Origin of the sequence: Bradyrhizobium paxllaeri (assembly GCF_001693515.2) — a bacterium.
Classification (GTDB): Bacteria; Pseudomonadota; Alphaproteobacteria; order Rhizobiales; family Xanthobacteraceae; genus Bradyrhizobium; species Bradyrhizobium paxllaeri.
Map to the genome: position 1 here is coordinate 5,121,649 of NZ_CP042968.1, position 24,175 is coordinate 5,145,823.

The 24,175-nt window shown below is 58.7% G+C and carries 23 protein-coding genes and 1 pseudogene; 18 read left to right on the forward strand and 6 right to left on the reverse strand.

Annotated elements, in window-relative coordinates:
• Positions 1–958: 958 nt before the first annotated feature.
• The 3 genes from LMTR21_RS24465 (at position 959) to LMTR21_RS24475 (ending at position 4,667) form a co-directional block, all read left to right on the forward strand.
• Positions 959–1,408 (forward strand): VirK family protein, encoded by a 450-nt coding sequence (locus LMTR21_RS24465; protein ID WP_065754556.1) that lies wholly within the window; start codon positions 959–961, stop codon positions 1,406–1,408.
• Between the two features lie 131 nt (positions 1,409–1,539).
• Positions 1,540–1,749: a hypothetical protein gene (locus LMTR21_RS40225; RefSeq protein ID WP_065754557.1), complete on the forward strand. Its 210-nt coding sequence runs from the start codon at positions 1,540–1,542 to the stop codon at positions 1,747–1,749.
• Positions 1,750–2,882: 1,133 nt separating this feature from the next.
• On the forward strand, positions 2,883–4,667 hold the full coding sequence (locus LMTR21_RS24475) for a DUF885 domain-containing protein (protein ID WP_065754558.1): 1,785 nt from the start codon (positions 2,883–2,885) through the stop codon (positions 4,665–4,667).
• A 302-nt stretch (positions 4,668–4,969) separates the two neighbouring features.
• On the opposite strand, the gene LMTR21_RS24480 is transcribed toward LMTR21_RS24475, so the two are convergent.
• Positions 4,970–5,809 carry a DMT family transporter gene (locus LMTR21_RS24480; RefSeq protein ID WP_187399177.1) on the reverse strand — a complete coding sequence of 280 codons (840 nt, stop codon included), beginning with the start codon at positions 5,807–5,809 and terminating at the stop codon, positions 4,970–4,972.
• A 956-nt stretch (positions 5,810–6,765) separates the two neighbouring features.
• Between LMTR21_RS24480 and hemN the strand changes: the two genes are divergently transcribed.
• The gene (hemN, locus tag LMTR21_RS24490; protein WP_065754560.1) at positions 6,766–8,118 is read left to right on the forward strand and encodes an oxygen-independent coproporphyrinogen III oxidase; all 1,353 of its coding nucleotides are present in this window, start codon (positions 6,766–6,768) and stop codon (positions 8,116–8,118) included.
• A 75-nt stretch (positions 8,119–8,193) separates the two neighbouring features.
• Here hemN and LMTR21_RS24495 read toward each other — a convergent pair whose 3' ends face one another.
• Positions 8,194–8,655 (reverse strand): acyl-CoA dehydrogenase family protein, encoded by a 462-nt coding sequence (locus LMTR21_RS24495; protein ID WP_187399178.1) that lies wholly within the window; start codon positions 8,653–8,655, stop codon positions 8,194–8,196.
• Between the two features lie 693 nt (positions 8,656–9,348).
• Positions 9,349–9,723 (reverse strand): hypothetical protein, encoded by a 375-nt coding sequence (locus tag LMTR21_RS24500; protein WP_187399179.1) that lies wholly within the window; start codon positions 9,721–9,723, stop codon positions 9,349–9,351.
• Positions 9,724–10,165: 442 nt separating this feature from the next.
• Here LMTR21_RS24500 and LMTR21_RS24510 point away from each other — a divergent pair, with 442 nt between their 5' ends.
• The 12 genes and pseudogenes from LMTR21_RS24510 (at position 10,166) to LMTR21_RS24555 (ending at position 18,895) form a co-directional block, all read left to right on the forward strand.
• Complete coding sequence (locus LMTR21_RS24510; protein ID WP_065754563.1) at positions 10,166–11,641, forward strand: acetyl-CoA carboxylase biotin carboxylase subunit; 1,476 nt, start codon at positions 10,166–10,168, stop codon at positions 11,639–11,641.
• Between the two features lies 1 nt (position 11,642).
• Positions 11,643–12,146: an acyl-CoA carboxylase biotin carboxyl carrier protein subunit gene (locus LMTR21_RS40595; protein ID WP_210250532.1), complete on the forward strand. Its 504-nt coding sequence runs from the start codon at positions 11,643–11,645 to the stop codon at positions 12,144–12,146.
• A gap of 1 nt (position 12,147) precedes the next feature.
• On the forward strand, positions 12,148–13,755 hold the full coding sequence (locus LMTR21_RS24520; RefSeq protein WP_065754565.1) for an acyl-CoA carboxylase subunit beta: 1,608 nt from the start codon (positions 12,148–12,150) through the stop codon (positions 13,753–13,755).
• 511 nt (positions 13,756–14,266) lie between these two features.
• Complete coding sequence (locus LMTR21_RS24525) at positions 14,267–14,809, forward strand: hypothetical protein (RefSeq protein ID WP_141688434.1); 543 nt, start codon at positions 14,267–14,269, stop codon at positions 14,807–14,809.
• Between the two features lie 138 nt (positions 14,810–14,947).
• A complete protein-coding gene (locus tag LMTR21_RS40230; protein WP_156434855.1) occupies positions 14,948–15,124 on the forward strand; it encodes a hypothetical protein in 177 nt (58 codons plus the stop codon).
• A gap of 750 nt (positions 15,125–15,874) precedes the next feature.
• A pseudogene (locus tag LMTR21_RS24530) lies at positions 15,875–16,111 on the forward strand (anthranilate phosphoribosyltransferase); the annotation flags it as partial.
• Positions 16,112–16,127: 16 nt separating this feature from the next.
• A complete protein-coding gene (gene trpC / locus LMTR21_RS24535) occupies positions 16,128–16,946 on the forward strand; it encodes an indole-3-glycerol phosphate synthase TrpC (protein WP_065754568.1) in 819 nt (272 codons plus the stop codon).
• 233 nt (positions 16,947–17,179) lie between these two features.
• The gene (locus LMTR21_RS24540) at positions 17,180–17,434 is read left to right on the forward strand and encodes a hypothetical protein (protein ID WP_065754569.1); all 255 of its coding nucleotides are present in this window, start codon (positions 17,180–17,182) and stop codon (positions 17,432–17,434) included.
• Positions 17,431–17,670 carry a hypothetical protein gene (locus LMTR21_RS24545; protein WP_065754570.1) on the forward strand — a complete coding sequence of 80 codons (240 nt, stop codon included), beginning with the start codon at positions 17,431–17,433 and terminating at the stop codon, positions 17,668–17,670. The genes LMTR21_RS24540 and LMTR21_RS24545 overlap by 4 nt, the downstream gene beginning before the upstream one ends.
• A 197-nt stretch (positions 17,671–17,867) precedes the next feature.
• Positions 17,868–18,284, forward strand: a complete 417-nt coding sequence (locus LMTR21_RS41495; protein WP_283813507.1) for a flavin reductase — start codon at positions 17,868–17,870, stop codon at positions 18,282–18,284.
• Entirely contained in the window at positions 18,184–18,453 is a 270-nt protein-coding gene (locus LMTR21_RS41500; protein WP_283813508.1) for a flavin reductase, read from the forward strand. Before LMTR21_RS41495 ends, LMTR21_RS41500 begins: the two co-directional genes overlap by 101 nt.
• A 70-nt stretch (positions 18,454–18,523) precedes the next feature.
• A complete protein-coding gene (locus LMTR21_RS24555) occupies positions 18,524–18,895 on the forward strand; it encodes a hypothetical protein (RefSeq protein ID WP_187399180.1) in 372 nt (123 codons plus the stop codon).
• A gap of 242 nt (positions 18,896–19,137) precedes the next feature.
• On the opposite strand, the gene tnpC is transcribed toward LMTR21_RS24555, so the two are convergent.
• The 3 genes from tnpC to tnpA form a co-directional block, all read right to left on the reverse strand.
• On the reverse strand, positions 19,138–20,787 hold the full coding sequence (gene tnpC, locus LMTR21_RS24560) for an IS66 family transposase (RefSeq protein ID WP_065754572.1): 1,650 nt from the start codon (positions 20,785–20,787) through the stop codon (positions 19,138–19,140).
• 70 nt (positions 20,788–20,857) lie between these two features.
• A complete protein-coding gene (tnpB, locus tag LMTR21_RS24565; RefSeq protein ID WP_065754573.1) occupies positions 20,858–21,205 on the reverse strand; it encodes an IS66 family insertion sequence element accessory protein TnpB in 348 nt (115 codons plus the stop codon).
• Positions 21,205–21,624: an IS66-like element accessory protein TnpA gene (gene tnpA / locus LMTR21_RS24570; protein ID WP_065754574.1), complete on the reverse strand. Its 420-nt coding sequence runs from the start codon at positions 21,622–21,624 to the stop codon at positions 21,205–21,207. Before tnpA ends, tnpB begins: the two co-directional genes overlap by 1 nt.
• An 837-nt stretch (positions 21,625–22,461) precedes the next feature.
• On the opposite strand from tnpA, the gene LMTR21_RS24575 reads away from it, so the two are divergent.
• Together LMTR21_RS24575 and LMTR21_RS24580 are read left to right on the forward strand one after the other, a co-directional pair.
• A complete protein-coding gene (locus LMTR21_RS24575; RefSeq protein ID WP_065754575.1) occupies positions 22,462–24,000 on the forward strand; it encodes a class I adenylate-forming enzyme family protein in 1,539 nt (512 codons plus the stop codon).
• The gene (locus LMTR21_RS24580; RefSeq protein ID WP_141688435.1) at positions 23,966–24,169 is read left to right on the forward strand and encodes a hypothetical protein; all 204 of its coding nucleotides are present in this window, start codon (positions 23,966–23,968) and stop codon (positions 24,167–24,169) included. Before LMTR21_RS24575 ends, LMTR21_RS24580 begins: the two co-directional genes overlap by 35 nt.
• Positions 24,170–24,175 lie beyond the last annotated feature (6 nt).

The following is a 24,175-nucleotide window of genomic DNA, read 5'->3' on the forward strand; positions in this document are numbered from 1 at the left end:
GATGATCGGCGTCGATTCGCCGGCGTCGGGCGCACGGATTTTCAATTGCGGCAGGACGCGCCTACCTATGGGCCATTTCCTCCTTAGACTAGTGGCTGGACGATCGCCGGATTTCGAAGTAGGCGAGACTTCGTTGCGCAGTGTGGCCAGAGGGGCGTGGGCATCCGAACGGATTAGATATACTGCGTCACAAATCATGACGACGCATGACCTTCCATTTCGATTGCGCAGCAGGAACATCTACGTAACCTCTAAGCAAATGAGCTCGCGACGCACCGCCGCATGCTAGCGAGCGAGTGCGTATGTCACGCACCGTTTTCAGCGGGAGCGCCGCGGGTCAGCTAGTCATTCATTGCATGAGCGGGGTGGCCCCGGAGTCGCGCCAAGCGCGGGGGCAAGCAATCAACGCTGCCGTTGCGCCATTGACATTCCGCCAACCTTGTTTCGATAGACCGAGGTCAACTTCCTTGAACTATCAAGTATTTTGCTCGTTCTCCCACTGGATCAGTTTCGCCTCCCGTCCATTCCGGACCATTTCTTCGGGCGGCAGCGGCCCCCTGACGGGCGACCACACAAAATGCGCAGCAAGAACGCCCGTCGTTTGAAGGCTCGTTCGAAGCTGTTCCGCTCACGTGTATATGAGAGTCCTAACCTGCACTCTCTCGCTCATATCGGCCACCTTTGCATTTACGCACTATTGCGATTCCTGTTTCGACACTGCCCCCCTGGACAAAACAGTGCACAGGATGTCGCAAATGGTGACGCCACTTCGAAAAACCTTACGTACGAGCTTGTGAGGTTGGATTAGCCTTCGCAACAACTTGCAAGCGGTTGCAACACGTGTAGTTGTTGCGAAGCGCACATGCTCGATGTCCGGAATCCGCCAAGCTGTTTGCGGACGCGACATCGGAGTTGCCGCATGCGTGGCGTGCGGTGTTGCTGTGAAGGAGAAGAGCGTATGAAGTTTAATCGCAGATGCCTGTCGATCCTGCTTTCGTTGCTTTCGGCTGCGAGCGTGAGCACGATCGCCAAGGCCGATGAGCCCTCGCCGAAATACGTCGAGGTGCTCAGTGCCCTGCAGGCCGGCAAGAATGTGAAGCTCATATTGGACCTAAGCCGCTGTACCACGCTCGATGGCGGCAAGCCCGGACCAGCGACGCAGGCCGGGCTGCTTATTAGTGCGTTCAGGGTGACCGCCCAGAACGGCATCAGCTTTGCCAATGCGCATCAAACCGTGGATAGCTCGGGACAGCCAGTGACGGAATACATTCGCCACAGCCTCAGCCGCGAAGGCAAGCTTACGGTGCGGGCCTCCAAGCTGATCGTCGGGGCGACCGAAGTAGTGAATCAGGGCGAATTCGTGTGCGAACTGCCGGACGGCGCAAAGTTCGTTTCTTCTCTCCACTGACCTTTCGAGTGCAGCTTTATCGAGCCATAACACCGTAACCGAAATCGTGACGGCGGCCAGGTCATTTCTGGCCGTCTTTTCGTAGCCGGTGGCCGCGCGGCGAAGTTACTTACCGTTTACTGAAGCAGCATTTGAATGAGGTGGTGCTGACCTACCAGACTGTTGAAGAACTCGGCCGCGTTCGCAAGGGACGCCTGATGGTCGCTATCGTGTACGAAGAACTGGCCGACCGGCTGCCCGTGATGCCGATCATAGCCGATCCGCGACCGCGTGCGGGGTCATTCTCGTCGTCCCGTTACCATCAGAATTCCGAGCAGGCCGCCTCCTCTCGCGAACCGTAGCGGAAGTCGACAAGGCGCTCCAGCGCACCGAAGGCTATGGCGATTTCAGCATCGGACTTATGCTTGAAGGTGAGATTCGCCTCTCAGAATAAGATGGAGGAAGCGCTGCCCAGCTATCCGTTTCGATGATGCGCCAACGGTCAGGGGTCTGTGCGAAGCCCGGTCTTGACCATCGCCGCCCGCGCAGTCGCGCCAGATTGTAGACGGTGGTAGCGAAGGTAAAAGCGCTCGCGATGTGATTACGGAGAAAACTGAGCGTTTCTTGCCCTGCGACCGTATTGACTTGGCCGAATGCGTCCTCGCCGCCGTTGCGGATGCGCTGCTGACGGCATATCCGCCGTGCCGGCTCGTTCGCCATCCATTGCGGAACTCCGGCCGCTAGTGTTCTCTCCAATACGCGGCAGGTGCTAATGAAATCTTCTGCATCCTGGCTTTGACCGCGCCGAGCGTAATCGCTCGGCGGCTAGGATCGGCATCGTCCCGCCCATTGCCGGATAGATGCGGCGATCTGGCCGATTTGCTCGGCCGAATGCCGGCGCGAATTCCGTTTCGTGCGGCCGTACTCGCCTAAAAGGGCCATGTTTCTACAGCCGGCTTACTCGCCGGTGCGTGCATGTAGCCCCTGTAAGTTCGTTTATGGGCGGGGAAAGCCCTTTTTTTAGGAGCAAGCATAACCCGCCGTCAAATCTGGGCGAATCGGGGGTCCGGCGTACTCTCCCGGGCGCCTCCCCGTCGCTAGGCCGCAACGACGAAACCTCGCGAATCAACGTCGGCGTGATTTCAAGACCAACCTTCTGCGCGCGTCCTCAAAAAGTGATGCACGGCATCCATGCCTTGTGTCGGTGCTCGTCGCCGACTCCTGCAAAGGCGCACATTGAGTACGTCATGGGAAAGCTCTTCGAAAAAGGCGGCTTCCCGCTGCGCAACGTTCTGTCGGCAACTAGCGGCGGCGATTGTCAGCCTTGGAACCAATGTCAGCAACTTGACGCCACACACACTTACGAGGTGCCGTCAAAAACCTGCAATTCAATTCGGCACGCCGCTTGCTTCGTTCGCGGCATCTCACAACCGCGGTGCGGTGATCTTCAGGGGCGGACTCGGCGCGCGGTTTTCAATCGAGGACCTTGAACAGAATGAACAAGCCTACCATGCCTCAGTCGGTTACGGCCACACCGCAAACCGAGGCGCTCGGTGTTTTCTTCGAACAGGCCTTCGAACGGCAAATCCGACGGAGCCCGATGAGAGAGGCCGCCTTGCTGCGGCGCAAAGATCGCCAGCATCTATGGGACGAGATCGACGAACCAGCACGGGACCAAGCGGTTCGCGAGACTCGGCAGGACCTTGATCGACTGCGCGCGGACTTCGATCCGCAGACGTTGCCGGCCGCGGCCAAGCTGAGCTATCGGCTGTTCGAGAGCAACTGCGTGACATCGCTAGAAGCGGACGAATTCCGGCATTACAACTACCCGCTAAACCAAATGGGTGGCTGGCAATCGTCCATTCCGGCCTTTCTGCTCAACCATCATCCAATCGACGCTGTCGAAGATGCGGAGGCCTACATCTCTCGCCTCGAGGGCATCCGCAGGTTGGTCGCACAAATCATTGATGGTGTCGAGTTGCGTTCTCGCAACGGTATTTCCGCTCCCAGGTTTGTTTACGACAAGGTCATCCGGGAATGTCGCAATCTTCTGAGCGGCGTGCCCTTTCATGCTTCAGGAAAGGACTCGACGTGGCTTGCGGACTTCCGCATCAAGCTCGAGGCGCTGCCAATATCTTACGCGAAGAAGCCCAAGCTTATTGAAGCAGCCATCCAAGCGATGATCAGGTTCGTCCAGCCGGCTTACGTCGATTTGATTACGGCGGCGGGCCGACTCGAGGCCTCGTCCAGCACCGACGATGGCGCTTGGAAGCACCCCAACGGACTTGAGTTCTACGCGCAGGCGCTCAGGCACATAACCACGACGGAGCTGTCGGCCGCCCAAATCCACGAGTGCGGACGAGAGGAGGTCGGCCGGATCCACGGAGAGATGGAAAAGATAAAGAACTCGCTTGGCTTTGGCGGCGACCTCGCCGCCTTTTTTAAGCACATCAAGACAAACCCCAAGTTTGTCTATCCCGACACCGAGGAGGGACGGAGCACCTACCTCAGCGAAACGTCCCGCATTTTGGATGCGATGTACCGCAAGCTCGGCGATTCTTTTGGCAGGCTTCCCAAGGCTCCTTTGGTTGTCAGGCGCGTCGAGCCCTTCCGTGAGAACTCTGGGGCCCTCGCCTTCTATCAGCGAATGACGGCTGACGGCAGCCAGCCCGGCGTCTACTATGTTAACCTGTCCAGAATGGAGATTCTGAAGACGTTCCAGCTCGAAGCTCTCGCCTACCACGAGGGCGTGCCGGGTCATCACATGCAGATTGCGATTGCGAGAGAACTGACCGGAGTTCCCGCCTTCCAGAAGTTCGGCTCGTACACCGCCTATGCGGAAGGGTGGGCGTTATATGCTGAGTCGCTCGCCAAGGACATGGGTGCGTATCGCGATCCGATGTCCGATTTCGGGCGGCTTGCGGCGGAGCTGTGGCGCGCCGCGCGGCTTGTGGTGGATACCGGCATCCACGCTAGTCGCTGGACGCGCGAACAAGCGATCGACTACCTAAGCAAGGTAACGCCGAACCCCTTGTCCGAAATCATAAGTGAGGTGGAACGCTATGTCGTCTTACCGGGCCAGGCTACTGCGTACAAGGTGGGCATGCAGCAACTGCTCGCGTTGAGGAGCAAGGCAAGCTCTCAGCTGGGCCGGGCATTCGACGCGCGCGAGTTCCACGACATCGTCCTCGGCAGCGGTGCACTTCCCTTCGGACTCCTCAGCGAGCTCGTCGATCGCTGGATCGCAAGCAAAGGCCCCGGCGCAACTCCTCGCGGCTAACGTGCGATGCGCAGATCGAAGGCGAGACGATCTGATCCTGCTTCTGTCGCGTCATTTCGGCTGGACGCGAAACGAGGAGCCATGTTCCGGGTGCGATTATGTGCCGACGGCCCGAATGATTTTCGTCGCCGACGATCGAGCGAGCCGCCCGAAGGTGAAATGGTTGGAAGGTTCGATCTCCTGCCCCAGACATCTGAAAGAGGAACTGTCCACCTGTAACTGGCCGCGGCCGAGGAAGCCGCGCATTTTTGCTTGGTTGGGCCGCTAGCGAGACGACGTGGCCTGCGCCAAATTGATCCAGGTCAATCGTGCGGTTTGCAACGCAGGGCCAAGGGCATTCCAAGCGCCGACACGAGAACAGTGGCAGCACCTAGCCACTGTTTTGCAGTCAGGGTTTCCTGAAGAAAAACAGATGCGAGGATAGACGTAAACATCGGGACTAGCGGCAGCAACAGCGCGGCCGCGGTCGCGCTCATGCGTTCCAGCGCAATGCCGTAGAGAAGAAATGGAATTGACATGAGCAGCAATCCTGATGCGACCACCAAAATAACATCAGTGATAGTTGGCGTGAGCATCGGCAATGGACGAACACCAATCCATACACATGCCACTGCTGCGAACGCGACGATTTGGCTTACTGTCGTAAGCCGCAGCGCATCGATCCGATCCGACATCAACCGGACTGTGATGCTGTAGAGCGAGGCAAATAGAACACCGCCGAGGACGAGGCCGACTCCCAGTCCGCGCGTTGCGTAGGGATCGGGTTCGGAGGTCCAGCTCAGCAAACTAACTCCGGAAAAGGCCAACAAGCAGAGCAAGCCGACGCCCCGGTTGGGGGTCTCGCCAAGAATCAACCACGCGAGGAGTATGATCATTGGCGTTTCAACTGCGAACAGGATCGCTTCCACAGACGCCGGCAGCATCGTCAGGCCGAAGGTCGACAAACCAGACGCAAGCGCCGGCTGCAGGAGGCCCGGAAGGCCAGCACGCCAATCGCTCAAGCGAGGCGGCGCGCCTGACCAGATGGATAGTACGGTCAGGCTTGCAGCGCTCACAGCCAACTGCCCTGTTAGTAGCGAGAGCGGCTCGATACAGCAGAGGGCGGCCTTGGACAGGACGTTTCCGATACTCCAGCTGACCATCGCAAGGGTTCCGCAAAGAAGCGGTACGAAAAGGCTAGGCTGGTTCAACGGATGGCTTTTCGTTTGCATCAGACCGTATGACACCCAGGTTCGTGCAATAGGTCAGCAGCCGCGGATGCCTCCATGGTTAGAGGAAACGTCGCAATCAGCCTTCTCCAGAGATAGCGATCAAGATTCTGGATGGTACCGGATCTGCGAGATAAAGAACCAGGGTGCTAACTTTAGGCATCGCTTGTTCAATAGTGAGGTTGATCACGCGCCCGATGAACGAATGCTAACGGCCGAGTAATCCAAATCGGCCCGCATGCGTGTGACGCATCGAGCTAGCCGCTCCTAGAGAGCTACTCAGGATTTTATCGAAAATCCGGCCAAGCATCAGGGACTGCGATCGGGTCCTGCGTCGCAATCCTTTTTGAGCGTCGGCCACTCCTCTGCGTGCCGGGCTAGCTTCTCATATTCCTCGGCGATCTTAAGGAGCCTATCTCTGGACTTGCCTTCAGCGAACGACACCGCTTTGGTCCGCGTCGCTTCCGCACGGCTTCGCCAGAATTTTGGATCGTAGAACGGATCTTTGGGTTTCATGTACATGAGATGCACTTCGTACATGAAGAGAATGCGACACCAGGCCTCCGTATCATTACGTAGTGCCTTCCCCCGCAAAATTCGCAAATTCGAATCCAATCTATATCTCGGAGGGAGTGAAGCCGGGAGCGCGATTGGCTTGCGCTAGCTGCGGAAGTCACCCGGCCCAGCCGTCAACTCAATTTGCATCGATGACGGCTGTCCTGATGACCGGTGCGCCTCCGGCCTCTGCTGAGCGCAGGTCGAGCCAAGCTCAATGAGGATTTCTGAGTGCGCGCCCCAACTGTCGGCGACAGACCGGCGGGTTGAGCTAGAACAAAGTCCTTCCGCCCCGGGTCCGCTACATGATCCGGCGGGGTGAAGGAGAAATGCAGATGCGATCGGATCTGGCGCAACCCTATGGGCAGGACAGGCTGCCGCGCTACACCAGTTACCCCACGGCTCCGCACTTCTCGCCGGCCATCGGCGAGGAGGACTACCGCCGCTGGCTGAAGTCGATATCGCTCCAGCAGCCGGCGTCGATGTACCTGCACGTGCCCTTCTGCCGGTCGATGTGCTGGTACTGCGGCTGTCACACCTCGGTCACCAAGCGCGAGGACCCGATCGCAAACTATGCAGCGGGCCTGCGCACCGAAGCGGGGCTCGTAGCCGAAACGATCGGCCAGCGACTGCCGATCTCCCATATTCACTTCGGCGGCGGGACGCCGACAATCATGTCGCCCGAGATGTTCGCGGACCTCGTCGGCGCGCTGCGGTATGCATATTTCGTTCTGCCCGATGCGGAGATCGCGGTCGAAATCGATCCGCGCACGCTGACTGAACAGATGACGAAGGCGCTCGGCTATTGCGGCGTCAACCGCGCGAGCCTGGGAGTCCAGAGCTTCGATCCCGCCGTGCAGCGCGCCATCAATCGCATGCAGAGCTTCGAGCAAACCGCAGCGTCGGTCGCGCGCCTGCGCCATCTTGGTATCAAGCGAATCAATTTCGACCTGCTCTATGGCCTACCTCTTCAGACAGTGGATTCATGTCTCGATACCGTCGCCAAATGCGTCGAACTCCGCCCGGATCGCTTTTCGGTGTTCGGCTACGCGCATGTCCCCTCGTTCAAGAGGCATCAACGCAAGATCGCTGAAGATGCCCTTCCCGGCAGCATCAAGCGCCACCTGCAGTCCGAAACAATAGCGGAGGCTCTGCTGGACGCCGGCTACGTCCGCATCGGCCTCGACCATTTCGCTCTTCCCGACGACAATCTGGCCATCGCGCGGCAGGACGGCCGGCTGAAGCGCAATTTCCAGGGCTACACCGACGATTCCGCCGACACGCTGATTGGCCTCGGTGCCAGTGCGATCGGCCGCATGCCGCAAGGCTTCATTCAGAACATCGTCCCGACGCGCGACTATCTCGCGCGCATCGCCGAAGGACGGCCTGCGATCGCCAAGGGCTATCGCTTCACCGCGGAAGATCGTTTCCGTGCCGACATCATCGAGCGGATCATGTGCGATCTTGCCGTCGATCTGTCCCGGATATCCAAGGTACACGGCCGTGACCTCAAGTCCGCCATCGTCGATCGATCACGAATCGAACGCCTCATCGTCGACGGGGCAGTGACCATGATCGACGATCGGCTTTCAATCAGCGAGGGCGCGGAATTCCTGGTTCGCAGCGTCGCATCAGCATTCGATGCGCATCTTGCCAGCTCCGCTGCGACGCACAGCCGGGCGGTCTGATCAAGCTCACTTTGCCGCCAGCGAGGGCGTTTGAACAGCCTCCAGGTATCCATCGCGGGTCTGGGGGTCTTTGTGTCAAGAATCCTCAAGGCGACCAGCGTCCTCATCATCCTGCGCCGTGCGGGCCGCGATGGTGAACATGCGAGCGTCGCGCACCATGCGTTCGAGCGGATAGTCGCGCGAATAGCCCCTGGCGCCGAACAGTTGCAGCGCCTGGTTGGTCACATTGTTGGCCGCCTCGGAAGCGATGATCTTCGCCTGCGTGGCGAGAAGCGGATCGGGAAAGGGATCGGCGCTGATCGCAGCCTGATGCAGCGACAACCTTGCCGCATTGAGCGCGTTCGCCATGTCTGCCAGCCTCCACTGCAATCGGCGATCGGGCGCCCGAATTGCCGCTCCTTCACGAATGTCGGCGCCTTCTCGAACGCGCCCTGCGCGAGCCCGAGCCCGACCAAGCGGGTGCGCACGTATTGAGCTGTTTATAAACTTGGCTTTGCTTATGCCTCGCAGACACTCGGTGGCAGCCGGACCCAGCAAGATACACCCGTAGCCGCGACGATTTCCTTCGAAGGCGCGCTAGGTCAAGTTTCTTTCAGGACGAACGTGTAAAGGCGGCACATCTAAAGCGCCTGCATCTCGGGAATAAAAGCTCTTCGCTTTCGAACTGCTACCGCTACGCGCAGTTTACGCTGACAAGGATCGAAAACCTGTTCAATTTTCGATCGCTCCACTTGCCCGCTTAAGGGATCAGCCGTGCTGGACCTGGCGCTCACGTGCACGGCCCCGCTCGGGCTAGATGGGAATGGAACTGAGATTTGCCAGTGCAAGGCCTCTCACCCTATTCGCGCCAGATGGCACTTGGGCCTGCGAGTTTTAGATATATCCACACGAGTAGTCCTGGCGAGGGCTTGAATCGCACGTAGCGTTAGATTGTACGGTCTTAAAAAGCAGGTGGCGTCCCTGTGGCCATTTCAACGCTTCCAACCAAGTGATGAGAATTGCTAATGTCCCACACTCGTGAGCTCACGTCGCAAAATCACGATGCTCGAGCACTCACCCGAAAGCAAAGTGGTCCATCAGCCGCATCGCAAACCTACCACGTTGCACCCGGAATAGGATGAGAGTCTGGCGCGATCTGCGCAGCATGTGGGTGATAGCCACGGCTGTTACAGACCGCTCCTGGTTCTCTCTCCCCGACCAGATGCAGCTTCGGCGGCATTTGGAGGTAGCTCAATCCACAATGCTTGCGAGGTATATCTTACCGGTATCGAAACTTCTTTCGTCTACCCGGGTCGCAATCGTTGTTTCGCCCGGCGTTGGCGGCTCTGGCTCATCGGCGACCGGCGGCTTGTTAGGCGCCTCCATGCGCTCGGAAGTTACGGTATCTACGAATAGGACGACCGAAGCACCGCTGCGATAGGTGTGCAGATACGCGAGTGCGCTTCCGCGGCCGTCAATGCTTTGAATGGTCCCGCCCTGTTTCGCGGTAGACAGGTCACGCTGCGCTTCGCGCAGAAAGGACAATACCGCAGGTTGTCTCAACATAAAGAGGATATCGTGAATCAAAAGCTGCGAACGTATCGGTCTTGGTTTTTCAAAGTACACCGCTGTGCAGCATCACTTGCCGTTGCTGCTGTGACTACCACGGTTCTATGCGCCGAACAGGCGGGTGCGCGAGATCGGCTGGCGACACCGGAGGAACGAGAGGCTTGCACACCGGACGTGTTTCGCCTTTGTAGCAGCCACATACCTGATGCAGGAGCCATCACTTCCTGTCTCAGAGCCAAGTTCGGAAACCTGAGTGACCAATGTCGCTACGTGATATCGTTTCGAGACTCTGCCAAGCGAAAGGAAAGCTCGAAATGAGCCGGCGCCGATAGCCCGCCGGCTTCGATTGCCCACGTTCGAGACCAGCCCCTGGGGCTGAATTCCAGGATGGCAACGCCGAATGGGGACAGATGAAAGGGCGCGGGCAATTGAGGCTGCACCAACCGCTTGCGAATGACGGAATTCTTGGCGCTGGACACTTACTTGGACGAACAGGCGAATGCGTGAAATACCTTTCCAAACCGTTCTGATCGCCAACAGAGGCGAGATTGCCGTACGAATCATCAAAACCTTGCGAGGGCTGGGGCTTCGCTCTGCAATTGTCTACCACGATGAGGATGCGGGGACGCCGGCTGTTGCCATGGCTGACACGGCGATTGCGATCAGCGGTCGCACTCCGATTGCCGCCTATCTCGATATCCCGCAAATCATCGCTGCTGCCCACAAGGCGAGCGCCGCCGCCCTTCATCCGGGCTATGGGTTTCTCTCCGAGAATGCTGAGTTCGCCAGGGCCGTGACAAAGGCAGGCATTGCTTTCATCGGGCCAGCTCCGGAAAGCATCGAACTGATGGGCGACAAAATCAGGGCTCGCAACTTCGTTCAGCGGAGCGGTTTTCCGGTTGCACCTTCCGCGATCGAAGAAGATGATCCAGCGACATTCACATTCAGGGCTCGAACTGTTGGCGTTCCTTTGCTGGTGAAGCCATCGGCTGGAGGTGGCGGCAAGGGCATGCGGATCGTGCGCGACCTCGCTAACTTGGAGGACGCGATTGCGCAGGCGCGCAGTGAGGCGCAGAGATACTTCGGTGATGGCCGGCTTTACATCGAACGATACGTCGAAAACCCGCGGCACATCGAAGTCCAGGTGCTCGGCGACTCCTTCGGAAACGTGGTCCATCTCTTCGAGCGAGAGTGCTCGGTCCAGCGCCGATTCCAGAAAGTCATCGAGGAGGCGCCGTCCCCCGCACTATCGGGAGAGTTGCAGAGGCGGATCTGCGAAGCTGCCGCGGGCATCGCGCGTGCCGCCAAATACCAGAACGCAGGCACTGTCGAATTCATCTACGACGGCGGAGAGTTCTATTTTCTCGAGATGAATACGCGTCTGCAAGTTGAGCATAGTGTGACAGAGATGATCACCGGCATCGATCTTGTTGCGCAACAGATCTATGTCGCCGCCGGCCGCGAACTTGGATTTTCGCAGTCTGATATTGTCTCGAAAGGACACGCGATCGAGGCTAGACTGTATGCGGAAGCCCCGGAACGCGGGTATATTCCGACGACTGGCAAGGTACTTGTTCTTGAGTATCCGGACGGCGACGGCATACGGATCGACAGTGGCATCGTGCAAGGCCAGCAGATCACGACAGCGTTCGATCCCATGCTTGCAAAGATCATCGTGCATTCGCCCACGCGCATGGAGGCTGCGCTGAAGGCCGATCGCGCGATGCGCGAGCTGGTGCTTCTCGGCTGCGAGACAAACGCAAGCTTTCTTACACGCATCCTCCGCGACAAGGCATTTCTGAGCGGACACGTCCATACGGGATATCTTGAGGAAAATCCGCATATTGCATCGGGCGAACCCGCGTCCGACTTATCTGACTTCCTCGCCACAGCCGCCCTCCTGACGAGACCTGTCCGCGAATCTGCAGATGCCGTGCCCGAGCTTCACGCAGCGCTGGGGAGCTGGAGAAACTGACGTGAACCACTTTTTTGAAGTTGATGGCGTAACTTATCAGCTATCGCTTTCACGTTGCCAACATGGCTATCGGCTTTGCTTGAGCAATGAAGTGATTGCTCCAATCGCGTTCTCCCAGCAAAGCGAAGGCCGCGGCGTTCTTACCATCGCAGGCGAAAGCGAACCGGTTAGATTCGCCATCGATGGCGACGTTATTCACGTGCGTATGCGCGACCGGACGCGCATTCTGCACTACCGCGACCCATTGAGAACGCTCGCTTGCGCGAACAATAAGCCACATCATCTGATGGCGCGCGCGCCGATGCCTGGCCTGGTCGTTACCACCAGCGTTTCGCCTGGCCAAGCCGTTTCCGCAGGCACGCCGCTGATGAAAATCGAGAGCATGAAGTTGGAAACTATCATACGCTCTCCACGAGACGGGGTGATCGACCGGATTCACTTCAACGAAGGCGAAAGCTTCGAGCAAGACGCAGTGCTGGTTACGCTCTCCGAGGAAGGGCGCTGAGATGCAGCGGATCGCTTCTGAAGTGGATGTCCAATCCCAAGAATTTCGCCTCAACCAACTCCATAACAGACGACTCGCGGCCGAATTGAAGGAACGACAACGTACCGTCCGCTATAATCGCGCTGAACGGGAACTTGAGCGCCTGCGCCGGCAGAACAAACTGTTTGTACGGGATCGGATCGAGGCTTTGCTCGATCCAGAAACACCGTTCCTCGAGCTTTCGACTCTAGCCGCTAACAAGGCTTACGACGGCGATGTGCCCGGCGCAGCGCAGGTCGTCGGCATCGGCATCGTAGCGGGTCACGAAGTCATTGTTCACGCCGATGACGCCAGCGTGAAGGGCGGCGCATGGTATCCGCTGTCTGTCAAGAAGATCGTGCGGGCCTTAGACATCGCGATCGAGAACCGTTTGCCTGTTGTTCATCTGTGCGACTGTGCTGGTGGATTTCTGCCTTTGCAGGCGGAGTTCTTCGCGGATCGATACTACGCCGGGCGAATCTTCCGCAATCAGTCCATTCTCTCGAAGATGGCAGTGCCGCAAGTCGCCATCGCAATGGGTCATTGCACCGCAGGAGGGGCGTATGTCCCCGCGCTTAGCGACTACAACATCATCGTGGAGGGAACGGGCGCGATTTTTCTAGGGGGCCCCCCGGTCGTGAAAGCGGCCACGGGCGAAACGGTATCCGCCGAAGAGCTTGGCGGCGCTCATATGCATACCAGCGTGTCTGGAACGAGTGACTATCTCGCAAACTCCGAGATGCACGCGATTGCCATCGCGCGGGACATTGTCGCTGGCTTCAATCCTGCTACGAAAGCCTCGATCAATAGAGTCGCTCCGGAGCCGCCCGCTTACGATGCGTCTGAGTTGTACGGTATTCTTCCCAGGGATCCTCGAGTGCAGTTCGACATGCGGGAGATTATCGCCCGTCTGGTCGACGGCAGCCGATTCCACGAATACCGGCCTCGCTATGGCGAGTCTTTGGTGTGCGGCTTCGCCCGCCTTTATGGATATCAGATCGGGCTTATTGCAAACAACGGCGCACTGTTCAGCGATAGCGCGCTGAAGGGCGCTCACTTCATCCAATTGTGCGACAAGAATCGAACGCCTCTGCTGTTTCTGCAGAATATCACGGGTTTCATGGTCGGCCGCGAATACGAACGGCGTGGCATCACCAAGGATGGCGCCAAGCTTATCATGGCCGTCTCTGGAGCGTCGGTGCCTAAATTCACGGTTATTTGCAACCGCTCCCACGGAGCGGGGACATTCGCTATGGCGGGACGAGCTTACGATTCACGCTTTATGTTCTCCTGGCCGCAGTCTCAGATCTCAGCGATGGGTGCAGAGCAAGCGGCAGGCGTGCTTACGCATGTCAAGGCAAGACAATTGGCCCGGGCGGGTGGACGCTTATCGGAGCAAGAGTTGGCGGCCATCCGAGAGCCTATCGTCGAAGAGTATCGGGAACGATCGAGCGCCTACTATGCAACTTCCGAAATCTGGGACGACGGCATTCTTGATCCCGTCGACACCAGAAGCGCGCTCGCAATCGTCCTGAGCGCTTCGCTCAATACTCCCATCGAGGCGCCACGTTACGGCGTCTTCAGAATGTAGCGATCGGATCAGGCGCAAAGCGAGAAGGCGTTGATCATGCCGATTCTTCGATTTGACTGGCTTCCAAATCGGCGGCTGGGTCTACCTCCACGCGAAAGGCAGATAAGTAAAACGCATCACCTTCGCCGCGGCCTTCCGTCGATGAAAACTGGATCTGAACTATATGTGCTCCAGTGTCGAAACTTTCGAAGCAGCTAGAGGAGAGCGAATTCGAACCCGCTCCGGTGGCGACCACTGAGACGCTGATGCATCAGCGAAGTTTGACGCAAGCACGGGCGACCGGCCTCGAAACGGTTCTGTGCTAGCACGACGTCATCACACGAATGGGATTTCGTGAGCTTCCGAGCCGATATGTTCTTGAGCGAAAGCCGATTCGCCGTGTCAAGCACGCAGCTTGCGCCTACCGCCTTTGGGTCCGGACTAGCTTTCGCCTCTCAAAGGATCAACTCCCGCGACCTAAGCGCCCGAAGCGGCGCTCTCGTCGCCCCGAACGGACCGAGGAGCACACCTAGTGGACAAGTCCAACAAACAATCAACATTTGAAGAACATTCCGATCAAAGACAGGCGGTAAAAGACTGGAAATGGCATCACGGCCTGAACCACGAAGATGCGCAGCGCGTCCCTCGCAAGGTCCAAGTTCGGAGATTTGTAAGAGAGGCTGCCCTCGATTCAGTCCCGATTGCGCTTCGCGCTCTGATATTGATCAACTGTGGAGCTGGGCTTGCAGTCATGTCATCTCTCGAAGGCGTAGCAACCAGAGCCACAATCGATCTGAGCCTTATCGGCTCCCTCTCTTCAGCAGCGATGTACTTCGCGTTGGGGGCTGCGCTCGCTTTCCTTGCAATGTTCGCCGGCGCCGCTGCTGAAATCGCGGTTTCGAGGCTCAGGACTTGTGAGCCACAACGGATCCAAGAGGCGCGCCGCTTGCGCGCTGCGAACGCCGCGCGCATTTGCCACGTCTGTTCGTTTGTTTTCGCGCTGGCCTCGCTAGCTTTGTTCGCTTCTGGAATGGCCGAGGCGAGCTCCACACTCCCGATGCTTCTGCAGAGGTAAGCTGCCCAACCGCCTTTGGATTTGACTAGAACCGAGCTCGCTGAGAACTGCCAGGAGCCCTTGCCCATGCAGTGCCCGAAATGCAACTCCGATGACTGGTGCGAAATCGCGTCACATGATCCCTGGAGCGGTCGACCGATGATCGCCTGCAATGTCTGCGGCGAATATACTGTGCACAAGCCGGCCGAGCGCGAGGAGGCGTACGCGGTCATTGCCGGCGCCCTGACTGGCGAGCACCAACACGACGCGCCGGCTGATGCGGGCAAGATCCTGGATGCCCTGGAGAATGCTGGTCTAACGATCACGCGCAGCTGAAAGCGAATAAAAAACTGACCCGCCCATGAACAGCGGTGCGTGGTTGTAATGCGAGGCTTCACGCCGCTATCACCGATCTGAAGCGGCAGGTGGATCGAGATCCATAAGCTAAAGAACTTCCAGACGCTGCCTAGCGCCTGCTATGAGTTCTCAACTTCGCGGCTGTCTGTGCCGAATCTTTGTCGTGAACAGCCGGTAAGCGATCGCGATCATCTGTGGACGCTCCTGATGACGATTGCGCCCTCGTCTCGAGCCCATCTGGCACGACAATGCTAGGTGCCGTGACGATCTCGACTGGGCCCTACGGCTGTTGCCGGCGATAGTCGTCCAGCCATTTTAGCCAGCCCAAGGCAGGATGAGTTCTGAGTCTGTCCTGAAGGTTTGATTGGGCGTCGATCCCGATCGGTTCGATAACCAGCATGAATGTCGGAAACACCATGATTTGCGAGGGGACGGCAGCACTCGTGGCCGCCTCGGGCGGGCCCGCTCCTCGGCCGCCAAGATTTCTCAGTCGTCCTTGTCGGCCTGAAAACACCCGACGACCCGTTCCAATGTGAGTAACTAACCTTTCGAAGTGGTTTCTCAGACGCTTGTGTCCCCGTCACTCTGGAACGCGCGAGATTGCATATTGGGACGGCATAATTGGTTCAGCCAAGCCACTAAAAGGGATTGAACCTGACGCTGCGTTAGGTTGTAGGAATGAATTATGACCAAACCTACGCCACGCAAGCCATGGGCACCGGTGACCCGCCAGCCGAGGGACTGAAGGGCGGCGACGCCAATGCCAATGCAGTGGCGCTGAAAAGCGTGCTCGACGGCACGCCAAGCCCATATCGCGGTATCGCGCTTCTCAATGCGGCCGCGGCATTGATCGTGGCCGGCCGTGCCAAAACCTTGAAGGAAGGCGTCGCACTAGGGCAGAAATCGCTTGGTAGCGGTGCCGCGGCGGCGCGGTTGAAACAACTAATCGCAGTATCCAACGCCTAACAGCCGAGCCTAACCGATGTCCGATATCTTGACGAAGATCAAAGCCTACAAACGCGGAGAGATCGCAGCCGCCAAGCGCGCCTTGCCACTTTCAGAGGTCGAAACGCTCGCACGGCAGGCCTCGCCGCCGCGGGGTTTTCTCGCCGCCATCTGCAACAAGCACGCAGCAGATGAATATGCGCTGATCGCCGAGATCAAAAAGGCCTCTCCCACCAAGGGCCTTATCCGGAGCGACTTCGATCTGCCCTCGCTAGCCAGGGCCTATGAAGGGGGCGGCGCTGCCTGTCTGTCGGTACTGACGGAAACGCACCTCTTCCAGGGGCACCCTGATTCCACGGTCGCGGCGCGCGCGGCATCATATCTTCCGGTGCTGCGCAAGGACTTCTTGCTTGACACCTATCAGGTGGCCGAAGCGCGCGCTCAGGGAGCCGACTGCATTCTGATCATCATGGCGGCGCTTGAAGACGAAGCCGCTCGTGAGATTGAGGCTGCGGCAATGTCTCATGGTATGGATGTGCTGATCGAGATCAACGACGTCGAGGAGATCGATCGGGCGCTTAAACTCCGCTCGCCGATGATCGGCATCAACAACCGCAACCTGCGCACCTTCGAGACCGCTCTTACGATCAGCGAGGCGCTGGCGCCGCTCCTACCCAAGAATCGCGTGATCGTCGGCGAAAGCGGTATCCGCTCGCAGGGCGATGTTCTACGTCTTTCGCGGCTTGGCATTTCGACCTTCCTGGTCGGAGAAAGTCTGATGCGGCAGGCTGATGTGAGGGCGGCGACCCGCGCGCTGCTCTCACGCGAGGCGGCGGCTTCAACCGGAGCGCAGTAATGCGCGACAAAACCTCCCAGCCAAGCTGGCTTCGGTCCGAATACTGCTCGGGGTCGCGCGTTTCGAGGACGGCTATTCAGCATTCAGAAGGTCCGCAGAACTCTCACGTCAGCCAAGAGCCCGTAATCTCCCCTGCTTTGAGTAGGCCGATAAGTGCAGCCGGTGATGGAGAGTCGAAATGCACCGTTTGAACGAAATAGCGGTGCCCTAGCCCGGGGATTAATGGCAGAATCATGGAAAGTCTTAAAATCGAGGTGGAGATTCGTCAGATGAGCGCGGTCTATGCTCGGAGCAGCGCACTTTTCGGGCGGCAGCATGCGTACGGCGTCAATGCTGCCGAGCTGATCGAGGTCAAGGCGGCGGCCGACATATCGAGCGCCGCTCAGATCGCCAGAGCCGGTGCGAAGCGCCCCACGGAGATCATCGAAGAGATAGGCGGCTCGGTGAATCGCGCTTCGCGCTGGAGCGCCAAAAGAGGCCAACAATGATATCTTGGCAGACAGACACGGTACTCGGATCGATCGCGCTGATCGAACTCATGTTTCGTAAGCTTCGTGAAGTGATCGATACAGACGCCTCGATCCCGCCTGAGCTGCGGCTTTCGTTGCACGCCACGCTGGATGAGCGTCTTATCTCCGGGAAAAAGCGCCTTCTCGACAGTATCGGCAGGCAAAATGGCGCGTGGGCAATGCCCATGTCACCACCGAGGAATAATTTGCAGTGAATGATGCCCCGCGCGGACAGATCACGGACGGCCGGCCCTTCGGACGTACCGGCATCCTGCCCGTCGCTCTTCCCGGCCTACGACACGAGGAAGTGGAACGTACTCGATCTGACGCGGAGGCGCGACGAGCAGCATCGCCAGATCAGTCAGATTACAGGTGCCACCAAGCGCGAACAGCGCGGAGGCAACTTCAACGGTTGCGAACCTACGCAATCTCCGCATGCCTCAAAGCTTCGAAGTCAAACGCCACTCTGGAGCTGGACTATGGGCTGGCAATCGCCTCCCCCGATAAGCGAAATTCAGCCATCGAGGCGATCAAGTTTCGCCAAGCCGTGCGAAATCTGGCGAGCGGCGTGTCCATTGTAGCGACCGGAACGGTCGACGGACGGCGCGGCTTAACTGTCAGCTCTATTACCTCGATCTGCATGGAGCCTCCCTGCCTGCTGGTCGGCATTAACAGTTGCGAAACTAACGACGCGATACTCGCCAACGGCACTCTTGGTGTGAGTCTTCTTGGCGGCAGTAAGCAGGACCTCGCACCGCGTTTGCCCGCCGGCACGGCGCAAACGGCGCCGACCGTTTCCCACAGCGGCATGGGGTCAAGGCGTCCTTAACGTACCGGTTCTGCAAAGCGCAGTTTGTGTGCTCGAATGCGTCTTGCATCATTACCAAGTCGTCGGCACCCCTGGGATCTTTGTCGGCCGGATTGTCGCAACGCGATCAGCTCAAGGCAATCCACTCATCAACTTCCGTGGGGAGTTTCGAACGCTACTGTACGGCTGAGGGCGTGTTTTCACCGCAAGCTCGCTATTCGTAACGAAACTCTACGGCTAGGCTTATGTTGAAAGCCACGATGAAGGATCCGATTTATGATCACAGAATGCTCGCCGGTGGGGGAAGTGCAACTGGCGGAGCCCTTCGATTTTGCGGCTTCAAGCTCGTCTTGAAGGGCACGCATGCCGCTAAGCCTTCAGACTTGAATGGGATCACGCTCGTTGACCAGGACAATGCGCTGGTGCCTGTTGATTTAGTACCTATCCTGCCTGGCCGCCCCAAGGACAACGCAACTTGGGAAGCAGCCTACGCCAAGATGGTCGCAAGCGCGCGCGAGCGCGGCTGGATTGACGCTAAAGCAAATGCGATTCGCGCACATATCGAAAGACGGCTCTCATCAGAAAACTCCCAGGCAGCTCGCATCCTGAGTTCGTGCCCAGCATGCACGTGACACTCGTCTATCTGTCTGGATAGCAGCTCTTTTTGGCAGCTCGGCTTCTTACCCGGTGCGAACCGTAGGATGGCGGCGAAAAGATCAGCCCTGAATGGCAACTCGATGCCGATCAGCTGCGCCGCTCGAAGACGGCGCCTTCTGGGATAGCAACGCAAGCCCGGCTCGGGCCAGATCTTAGTACCCATCCGGTGTGGGCCGCGGACGGAGCTGGCGCGAGAAGCTTAATCGGCTTGCCGTGATCACGCAGCTCGAACGGAGATTGCTGATGCCGACGTCCAATTCCAAGGCAGCAGTTCGTCCAAGCGATGAGCTGGGTAAGCTGCGATGCGGTTGAGTATGTCGGCGAGCCAGACCTGCGGATCTATGCCGTTCATTTTGGCCGTGACGATCTGGCTATACAGGGCCGCAGCGCGCCGCCCGCCGCGATCAGAGCCGCAGAACAACCAGGCCTTTCGGCCAAGTGCGATGCCTCTTAGGCCGCGCTCGGCGGCATTGTTCGAGAGACACACCCGCCCGTCCTCGAGGAACAGCGTGAAGCTCGCCCATCGCTTCAGGATGTAATTGAACGCTTTGGCCAGGTCATGTCCCCGCGACAGCTTGGCGAGCTGTTCGCGCATATAGATCTGGAGGTCCTCGACCAGAGGGCGGCTCAGCGTCTGCCGTACCTGAAGACGCTCCGTCGGGCTCTTGCCATTGATGGAGCGCTCGATCTCAAACAGCGCATCGATGCGACGCACCACCTCAATTGCGATCGGAGATAGAGGGATTTCCTTGTTGCCGGCAGCTTTGCGCCGCGCGTTCTCTTCGACGTCGGCCATGGCAAAGAAGGGACGCCGCGCATGGACCCAACACGCCGCTTCCCGGATCGGTCCAGGATGGCGTCCCGCCAGATAGAGCTGGTTATACCCATCATAGGCATCGGCCTGCAGGATGCCGGCATACCCAGCCAGATGTGCCTGGGGATGCTCCCCCCTGCGATCGCGTGAGTAATAGAACATCGCCGCCGGTGGGCCTGCGCTGCCAAACGGTCGGTCGTCCCGGACATAGACCCAGCACCGGCCCGTGTCAGTCTTGCCTTTGGCCAGCACCGGCACGGTCGTATCATCGGCATGAAGCCGCTCGGCCGCCATCACATGTGCTTCGAGGCGGCGCAGGAGCGGATCCAGGGACGCGCAGACCGCCCCTACGGCGTCCGCCATGGTCGATAGCGCAATCGGCACGCCCTCCAGAGCGTAGCGCTCGGCTTGGCGGTTCAACGGCTGGTGCTGGCCAAACTTCTCGAACATGATCATGGCCAACAGGCTCGGTCCGGCCCATCCTCTCGCGATGGCATGGAACGGCGCCGGCGGCTGGCTGATCTTCTCGCAGTCACGGCAAGAGAACTTCTCCCGCACTGTCTCGACCACCTTCCACTGGCGCGGTACCGCCTCCAGAGTCTGCGTCACGTCCTCGCCGAGCTTGCGCAGGCGATTGCCGCCGCAGCACTCACACACAGCCGGCGGGTCGATCACCACACGCTCGCGGGGCAGATGCGCGGGGAAGGTTTGGCGCTCGGCGCGGTTGCGGACAAACTGGCGTACTGTGGTCGTCTTGGCCACGGCCCGTTCTGCCGCCAGTTCGTCTTCGGTGGCATCGGCCTCCAGCTCTTCGAGTGCCAAGGCCAACTGTTCGATCAGCCGTGCCGAACGTTCCGAACGCTGGCCGTAGATCTGATGCTTTAGCTTGGCGATCTGGAGCTTCTGGTGGGCGATCAGCGCGCTGTCTTCTGATGCCTTCGCACGGGCTACCGCAAGTTCGGCCGCAATCTCCAAACCCCTGGCACGCTCGGCCGCCAGAGCCTCCTTCAGGGCTGCAATATCATCAGGACCAGCGTTGCGATTGGTATCCATGCGATGCAGTGAATCACAGATCGGATGTGTTGTGACTCCCCAAAAGCTGAAGGGCGGTAGATTTATTTGCTCAGCCCGCGCTCTGCGGCCGCCAGCTGAGCTGGGGATTTCTCCAGTCGATGCCCTCGAGCATGTAAGCCATTTGCGCCGCCGATATCGACACCGCACCATCCGACGCCGAAGGCCAGATAAACTTGCCGCGATCCAGCCGCTTGGCATAGAGCGACGTGCCCAACCCATCATGCCAAAGGATCTTGATCAGATCGCCGCGGCGGCCGCGGAAGATGTAGAGATCGCCCGCATGAGGATCGCGCTTGAGGCTCTCCTGAACCACCAGCGCAAGGCTTTGCATGCCGCGGCGCATGTCGGTGTGGCCGGTTGCGATCCAGACCCTGACGCCGCTTGGGATCGGGATCATTACCGCCTCAGAAGTTCGAGGACCTGCCGCAGCGCTTCAAGGTCTACGTCACGGTCAACGCAAACCCGGCAATCGCCGAGCTCGATCTCGATGATTCCTACCTTCGCGCGCTCCTTGGCTGGCGATGGCCGCGGTTGTGCTACCAAGGTCGATGCCGCAGATGGCGTCGAAGTGATCTCCACAGGAACAAGCACCGGCGTGGCATCCCCGCCCAGCCGGCCCTCACGCGCCAAACGTCGCCAAGTGAACAGCTGGCTCGTCGACAACTCGTTGCGCCGCGCCGTCTCCGACACCAGTCGGGAACCGCCATAACTCTCAGCAACGATCCGCCGCTTCTCGTCCAACGTCCAACGGCGTCGAGCGCCCGTCGAAACAACTTCCAATCGGGAGACCTTCGAAATAGGCGTATGGTCAGTCATACGCCTATGTCTTCATCCTCCGTCCAAGCGCGCAAGGCGGCCTTCACCGGAGCGATACAGATCTTATGAGGAAAGAATGGCAGTGCACTTTTCAGTTTCGTATGTCGCTGCTTGCGGCAGGTTTTAGAGGTTTGAACATATTCACCCGCCGGCCGCCCAAAAACGACTTGAATCGTACGTAGCGTCACATTGTACGGTCTCAAAGGCGCCGGTTTCCGGCCGGGCCGCGGTCAATCAAAGAAACGTGGTTTTGTTCTGTCCGCACAGATCCCTCGGAGCTGGTATGGCGACAAGATCGCGCAAACGAATAAAGGTCGATTGGGCTGCAGAAGCTAAGGAGCAGGAACGGCACATTCCGCCACCACAATCGGCGCGGCATCGCAAAAGATTGCCCGGTTCTCGGAGGGGCAATGTGAAAAGGACCTGACGGCTCCAGGAAGCTCTTGCTAGTCAATCACACTGAAGGCCAATGCCGGGCCATGTCGGCTTCAAAGATGGAGATGCTGGAGCCGCCTATATGTGTGGCGAGCCTGCATTGAGAATATCGCAGAAACTCTCCTCATGGTGCGCTTATCGAAATTATCGCGTGTATGCGACAGCCCCTGTCGAGCAAACTAAAGTACGTGAGCAAGAGCCTACACTTTGAGCCCTCGTGTCACATCCACCCTACCTGAGCCTCATGACATCGCCACAAGCTGCATCCTTTTTGCAGATACCTGACGCAAGGCGGCTCATCTAACACCATAAAAGTCTAATCGATACCTCACGGGACGTTGATGAGCTCTCATTGCCGCTTCGGGAGGATATACGGTGCAAGCCAGGGAAAGCGGAAGACTGATGGTTGATCTCTGCACGCTGATTGAGCGCAACGCGGCGTTCTCTCCCGACAAGCCGGCGATCCATTTCGAGGGCGAGACCTTAAGTTACGCGAGTTTCAATCAAATGATCGAGCAGGTCGCTCGCGCCCTAAAAAGCCAGCTTGGTGTCGAGAGAGGCGATCGCGTCGCGATCCTTAGTCTTAACCGGCCTGACCATCTGGTGCTGCTCTATGCCTGCGCGCGGCTCGGCGCAATGCTCGTGCCATTGAATTGGAGGCTTGCGGTCGCTGAGCAGCTCTTCATCCTATCCGACGCTGACGCCAAGGTGCTGGTGGTCGAGCACGCCTTCGAGGCGCTCCTGCCAGCCCTGGCCGATCAACTACCGGATATCTTTGTCGTTGGCTTGGATTTTGCGCCTCTTGGCGGAAGCAGATGGGATGGCCTGCTAGACCGAGGGCACGGCGACGGTCGCAATCCGCACACGGACCTGTCCTGTCCGCTTCTGATCGTCTATACCTCGGGCACCACCGGGCGGCCGAAAGGGGCTGTGCTGAGCCAGGAGACCTTGCTGTGGAATGGGATGATGAGTCAGCACATGCATGGCATCACCTCGGCAGACCACGTCTTAACAGTGTTGCCGCTGTTCCACGTGGGTGGCCTCAACATCCAGACGACGCCAGCTTTGCATCACGGCGCGACCGTTACGATTCACACGCGGTTTACGCCAGAGGCGACGCTCGCTGCGATCGGGCGCGACCGGCCAACGCTGACTGTCCTGGTGCCTGCCACGATTCAAGCCCTGACCGAGCATCCCCAGTGGTCGACCACCGACCTCACCTCACTCAGAGCGATTTCCGCCGGCTCAACCATGGTGCCGCAGCACCTGATCGAACGCTTCGTCGCACGCAGCGTACCAGTGTTGCAGGTGTATGGGTCCACGGAGACGTGCCCAATTGCTGTCTATACGAGACTGGGCGGTGATCTCTCGCGTGAGGGTACGACTGGCCTGCCCGGCCTTTGCTGCGAAGTGGAAATCATCAATGATGCGGGGAACAAGCAGCCGCCAGGAACCCTGGGCGAGATCGTAGTGCGCGGGCCTAATGTCTTCTGCGAATATTGGGGCAATCAAGACGCAACGGGCGAGGCGCTGCATAATGGCTGGTATCACACGGGCGACATCGGCCGCCGCGATGCCGATGGATATTTCTGGGTGCAGGATCGCAAGAAGAATCTGATCATTTCCGGCGGAGAAAACATTTACCCGGCGGAAGTCGAGCGTGTGCTTATGGAGCATCCCGATGTCGCAGAATGCGCTGTCATCGGTCGGCCCGATTCGCGCTGGGATGAAGTACCAGTGGCATATGTGATCAGAAGGTCAAGCGCACGGATTGAAGCAGAAGCGCTGAGCGCGCACATGCAGTCGCAGCTCGCCCGTTTCAAAGTGCCGCGCGAAATCATTTTCACGGAAGAACTGCCGAGAACGGCGCTCGGCAAGATCCAGCATTATATGCTGAAAGAACTCGATGCGCGATCAACTCGGCAAAGAGACACCAAATAAGTATCGCGGATTGGGCGCTGCCAATATTCGCCTGCTGCAGGCGGTCTTCCGTCTCAAGCTCAATGAGGTCGTTTCGATCAAAATGTTCTACATGAATGCGCTGCCGCCCGTTCACGTAGTGCGGGACTGCGCTTCCGTCCAATATGCCAAGTGCCACGGAGCTCGTTGATGCCGC

Coding starts and splice junctions, on each gene's coding strand:
- LMTR21_RS24465 (WP_065754556.1), top strand. CDS start 959: ATGAAGTTTAATCGCAGATGCCTGTCGATCCTGCTTTCGTTGCTTTCG.
- tnpC (WP_065754572.1), bottom strand. CDS start 20,787: ATGGATACCAATCGCAACGCTGGTCCTGATGATATTGCAGCCCTGAAG.
- LMTR21_RS24575 (WP_065754575.1), top strand. CDS start 22,462: ATGGTTGATCTCTGCACGCTGATTGAGCGCAACGCGGCGTTCTCTCCC.
- LMTR21_RS24475 (WP_065754558.1), top strand. CDS start 2,883: ATGAACAAGCCTACCATGCCTCAGTCGGTTACGGCCACACCGCAAACC.
- LMTR21_RS24480 (WP_187399177.1), bottom strand. CDS start 5,809: ATGGTCAGCTGGAGTATCGGAAACGTCCTGTCCAAGGCCGCCCTCTGC.
- trpC (WP_065754568.1), top strand. CDS start 16,128: ATGTCCGATATCTTGACGAAGATCAAAGCCTACAAACGCGGAGAGATC.
- LMTR21_RS40230 (WP_156434855.1), top strand. CDS start 14,948: ATGATCGCCTGCAATGTCTGCGGCGAATATACTGTGCACAAGCCGGCC.
- LMTR21_RS24545 (WP_065754570.1), top strand. CDS start 17,431: ATGATATCTTGGCAGACAGACACGGTACTCGGATCGATCGCGCTGATC.
- LMTR21_RS24580 (WP_141688435.1), top strand. CDS start 23,966: ATGCGCGATCAACTCGGCAAAGAGACACCAAATAAGTATCGCGGATTG.
- tnpB (WP_065754573.1), bottom strand. CDS start 21,205: ATGATCCCGATCCCAAGCGGCGTCAGGGTCTGGATCGCAACCGGCCAC.
- LMTR21_RS24555 (WP_187399180.1), top strand. CDS start 18,524: ATGAAGGATCCGATTTATGATCACAGAATGCTCGCCGGTGGGGGAAGT.
- tnpA (WP_065754574.1), bottom strand. CDS start 21,624: ATGACTGACCATACGCCTATTTCGAAGGTCTCCCGATTGGAAGTTGTT.
- LMTR21_RS24510 (WP_065754563.1), top strand. CDS start 10,166: ATGCGTGAAATACCTTTCCAAACCGTTCTGATCGCCAACAGAGGCGAG.
- LMTR21_RS24520 (WP_065754565.1), top strand. CDS start 12,148: ATGCAGCGGATCGCTTCTGAAGTGGATGTCCAATCCCAAGAATTTCGC.
- LMTR21_RS24540 (WP_065754569.1), top strand. CDS start 17,180: ATGGAAAGTCTTAAAATCGAGGTGGAGATTCGTCAGATGAGCGCGGTC.
- hemN (WP_065754560.1), top strand. CDS start 6,766: ATGCGATCGGATCTGGCGCAACCCTATGGGCAGGACAGGCTGCCGCGC.